Source organism: Microbulbifer sp. (genome assembly GCF_036563125.1).
Lineage (GTDB): Bacteria > Pseudomonadota > Gammaproteobacteria > Pseudomonadales > Cellvibrionaceae > Microbulbifer.
Map to the genome: position 1 here is coordinate 1 of NZ_DATCMV010000110.1, position 3,910 is coordinate 3,910.

Sequence of the window (3,910 nt, forward strand, 5' to 3'; positions counted from 1 at the left end):
TTCAGCAGTACACCGTCCACTGGATTGCTGGTGTTGTCCTGGTGCAGCGGCCCGGTTTTGAAACGGTAGTAGCTGGTGGGCGTCGGTACCGGAAACTCGCCGTTTTCATCCAGGGAGGCCGGGGTGATTTCGATGCGGGTGCCGTGGTCGACCAGGTTCACGCGCTCGAGAGTGGGAACCATCACGTCTTCACGGTCGGCAATAAATCCGGCGACCTTCAAAATGGCGCGCGCCACTTTCGGAATTTTGTGCTCAACCACAAATTCCTGCAGGAAGCCCAGTAGCCCGGAGATTGGCACTTCGCGCCAGGAATCACGGCGGCCATTGGTAAACGCCACACGCACGTCCTTCAGATGCAGCTTGGTGATGTACTCCTGATTCAACTCGCGGAATACGAAGTTGAGCACACGCCGCATATTGGCATTGCTGATGGTGCGCTCGATGATGGTTTCGGATCCGGATTCCTCTTCGCGCTCGGAACTGCTGGTGACCGACATCTCGCGTTTGCTCGACGCTTCTGCGGCGTGTTCCTTGACGGACTCTGCCGCCTGCTTGGCAAACTGCTCGCGGCCGCTGGAGTACTCGCCGCTGCCGCCACCGGAAACACTGGCACTGCCGAAGCCCCAGCTCGCGGAGACTTCGGCTTCCACGTGCCACTCTTCGGTCTTGGATTTGGTCTGCTTGTCGGTAGTCTCGTTCTGGATTTTATCGGCGAAACGTTCGCGGGCCGACTGCTCGTGGGAGTCGATAATACTGGATGACTCCTGTCGGCTCTCCTTGGTGCTCTGCCAGGTGCGCATGGAAATCTTGGTGGTTTCCCCGGGCAGCAGCGTGAAGGTCTTCACGGTTTTACCCATGCCGTAATCACCGAGGAAAGAACTGATGCCGTAGCGCTCCACTAGGAAAATTTTTGGTTTCTCCGGTGACTCGATGGGGTGCGGAGTGTAAATGAGATTACCGGCCCACCCTACGGTCGGCACCATCACAATCCCGATATTGATGATTTCCTTGAACGCGTCGGGATCAATGGTCTGATTCAACGCTTGGATGGTTTTCTGCTGCTGACTGGTACCTGACGCAGCGACTGCCTGATCCATTGTTGCACGCGCGGGCTTTACGCTCAGTGGCAGCCGGGTCACCCGGGTGCTGATACGCTGGACACTCTCACTGAGAAAATTCTGCACCTTGGTGTCGCTGGGCAGAATTTTGTCTTTCACTTTCGGGTCGACGCCGAGGGAATCCTTGTAGGACGTGCCCGCGGTTTTTGCCAGTGCGGTAAAGTCTTTGGCACCGAGCCCGAGATCCAACTCGATAATCCGCCGTCCGGTGTGGGCACCGGGCAGCGGTACCTGATAATTGATTTTTGCCGGTTGCCCTGCTTCGCTGAACTGGATTGCTTTGGGTTCGTTTGTGTCCGCCATCTCTAAATTCCTTTTCATCGATGAAAGAAGTACGTAGACCCGGCTTTAAATTCCCTATTGAAAGCCGGGGTAGTTTTGAGAGTTGCCCTGAAATCGATTTACTGGGGGGAGATAAATCGAGACAGCACCGGAAAACTTCCAGGCGCTGCCTTCAGGGCGCGGCGAGACTATCAGAGGAGTATTTTTTTAGGCAATTGCCCTGAAATGTTTCTTGCGACAGGAAAATGGCGCGCGGAAAAATCCTGACCAAAAGACTTCGGCAAGCTATTGATATAGAAAATAAATATAAAAGTCGTCTCGTAATTACATGCGCTTACATCCGCTTACATGGCTATTACAGAACCCTTCCAGAGGGCATTTATTCCACTGCGGGCGAGTGCAATTCCGAGATTTGGAACTGTAGATCTGCCAGCCGCTTGTACAGCGGCGATGTTTGCACCAGTTCCCCGTGACTGCCCTGTGCAACCACCTGCCCCTGGTCCAGTACCGCAATGCAATCGGCGTGCAGAATGGTGGCCAGGCGGTGGGCAATGACAATGGTGGTGCGGTTTTTCATCAGTGCCTGCAGGGCCTGTTGCACGTGGTGTTCGCTCTCTGCATCCAGCGCACTGGTGGCTTCATCCAGCAGCAAGATTTTCGGGTCTTTCAAAATGGCGCGGGCGATGGCGATGCGCTGCTTTTGACCACCGGAGAGACGCGTGCCCTGCTCGCCCAGATGGCTGTTGTAGCCGTCCGGCAGTTGCTGGATAAAGTCGTGGGCGTGGGCGGCCTTGGCGGCGGCGATGACTTCCTCGTCGCTCGCGTCGGGCTTGCCGTAGCGGATGTTGTACCAGACATCGGCAGTGAACAGCGCCGGCTGCTGCGGTACCACCGCCATCTGGCGGCGCAGGGTATGGGTATCCAGCTCGCGGATGTCGGTGCCATTCAGGGTGATGCGCCCGTGTTGCGGGTCGTAGAAGCGCTGCAGCAGTTCCAGCAGGGTGGATTTGCCGGCGCCGGACGGGCCGACCAGAGCCAGGCTTTTGCCGGCGGCGACATCGAGATCGAGGCCGAGAATGGCGGGGTGATCCGGGCGTGAGGGATAGCGGAATTCCACCGCCTCAAACGCCATGCGGGCTTCACCTTGTTCTGTGGATAACTCTGCGGCTGCATTGCCCTCGCTGACCGGGATTTCCGCTTTTACATTCAGTAGGTCAACCAGCCGCTCGGTGGCGCCGGTGGCGCGTTGCAGTTCGCCGTAGACTTCGGAAATAGTGGCGACGGCGGAGCCCATCAGGATCGCGTAGAACACGAAGGCGGCGAGGTCGCCGCTGCTCATGCGCCCGGCAATCATATCGTTGCCGCCCACCCACAACAGGGTACCGACGGCGCCGAACATCAGCAGGATGACGATGGAAACCAGCAGCGAGCGCTGGCGTATACGGCGCTTGGCCACGTCAAATGCGGTTTCCACTTCCTTGGCAAACGCCAGGGTTTCGTGTTGCTCGCGGGTGTAGCTCTGCACGGTTTTGATGTGCTGGATGATTTCACCGGCGTAACTACCCACATCTGCGATGGAGTCCTGGCTGGCCTTGGACAGTTTTCGCACCCGGCGGCCGTAGAGCACGATTGGCATGAGTACCAGCGGCACGCCCACCAGCACCATCAGGCTCAGTTTGAGGTTGGTGAACAGCAGCAGGAACAGTGCACCGACAAACATCAGCGCGCTGCGCAGTGCCATCGAGAAGGAGCTGCCGATGATGTGTTGCAGCAGGGTGGTGTCGGTGGTGAGGCGGGACATGATCTCGCCGCTGCGGTTGGTCTCGAAGTAGCTCGGGTGCAGGGTAACGATATGCGCGAATACCGCGTTGCGCAGATCCGCCACCACCCGCTCACCCAGCCAAGACACAAGATAGTGGCGGGCATAAGTGCCCAGGGCCATCAGTACCGCCAGCACCATAAGCACCAGCACCCCGTGGGCGAGGGCCTCGCGGGTATCCCCGGTCAGCCCATGGTCCACCAGTAGACGAACACCCTGGCCGATGGACAGGGTGACGATGGCAGTAAACACCAGCGCCACCACGGCGCCCGTCAGTATCGCTTTGTACGGCCGGACAAATTGCCAGAGCGCGGCCATCATTTGGCGGGCGCTCATATTCGCGGCGTTGGTGGATTCTGCTTGCGGCGCTGCGGTGCTGGCGACGGATTCGGCGGCGTTCGACATACTGGCTACCCGGGTCATTCGGACATTCAGTATACGGGCATGCGCCAGGCCTCACAGCGCCACTCGGCGCACTTTGATCGCGGCGGCGATTTAGAAGCGGTAACCCACGGCCACCGAAACGATATCCGGGTCCACATCCACACTGATGGTGCGGGCTACGTCGCCCACGCCCGGGGTGCTGGTGGTAACCTTGGCATTGGCGGTGATCCAGTGACGCGCATAGGCGACATCCACCAGCCAGAGGTCGCTCAGTGCGTAGCTGCCACCGACCTTGAACACGCCGCCG

General features: G+C 58.7%; 3 protein-coding genes. All 3 read right to left on the reverse strand.

Translation table 11 applies throughout. The annotated features are described in order from the left end of the window. A partial coding sequence (locus VIL80_RS08660) for a hypothetical protein (RefSeq protein ID WP_332035714.1) occupies positions 1 to 1,421 on the reverse strand: 1,421 nt, incomplete at its 3' end. A 358-nt stretch (positions 1,422 to 1,779) separates the two neighbouring features. Beyond that, entirely contained in the window at positions 1,780 to 3,555 is a 1,776-nt protein-coding gene (locus VIL80_RS08665) for an ABC transporter transmembrane domain-containing protein (RefSeq protein ID WP_414684535.1), read from the reverse strand. A gap of 159 nt (positions 3,556 to 3,714) precedes the next feature. Next, a partial coding sequence (locus tag VIL80_RS08670) for an OmpW family outer membrane protein (protein WP_332035715.1) occupies positions 3,715 to 3,910 on the reverse strand: 196 nt, incomplete at its 5' end.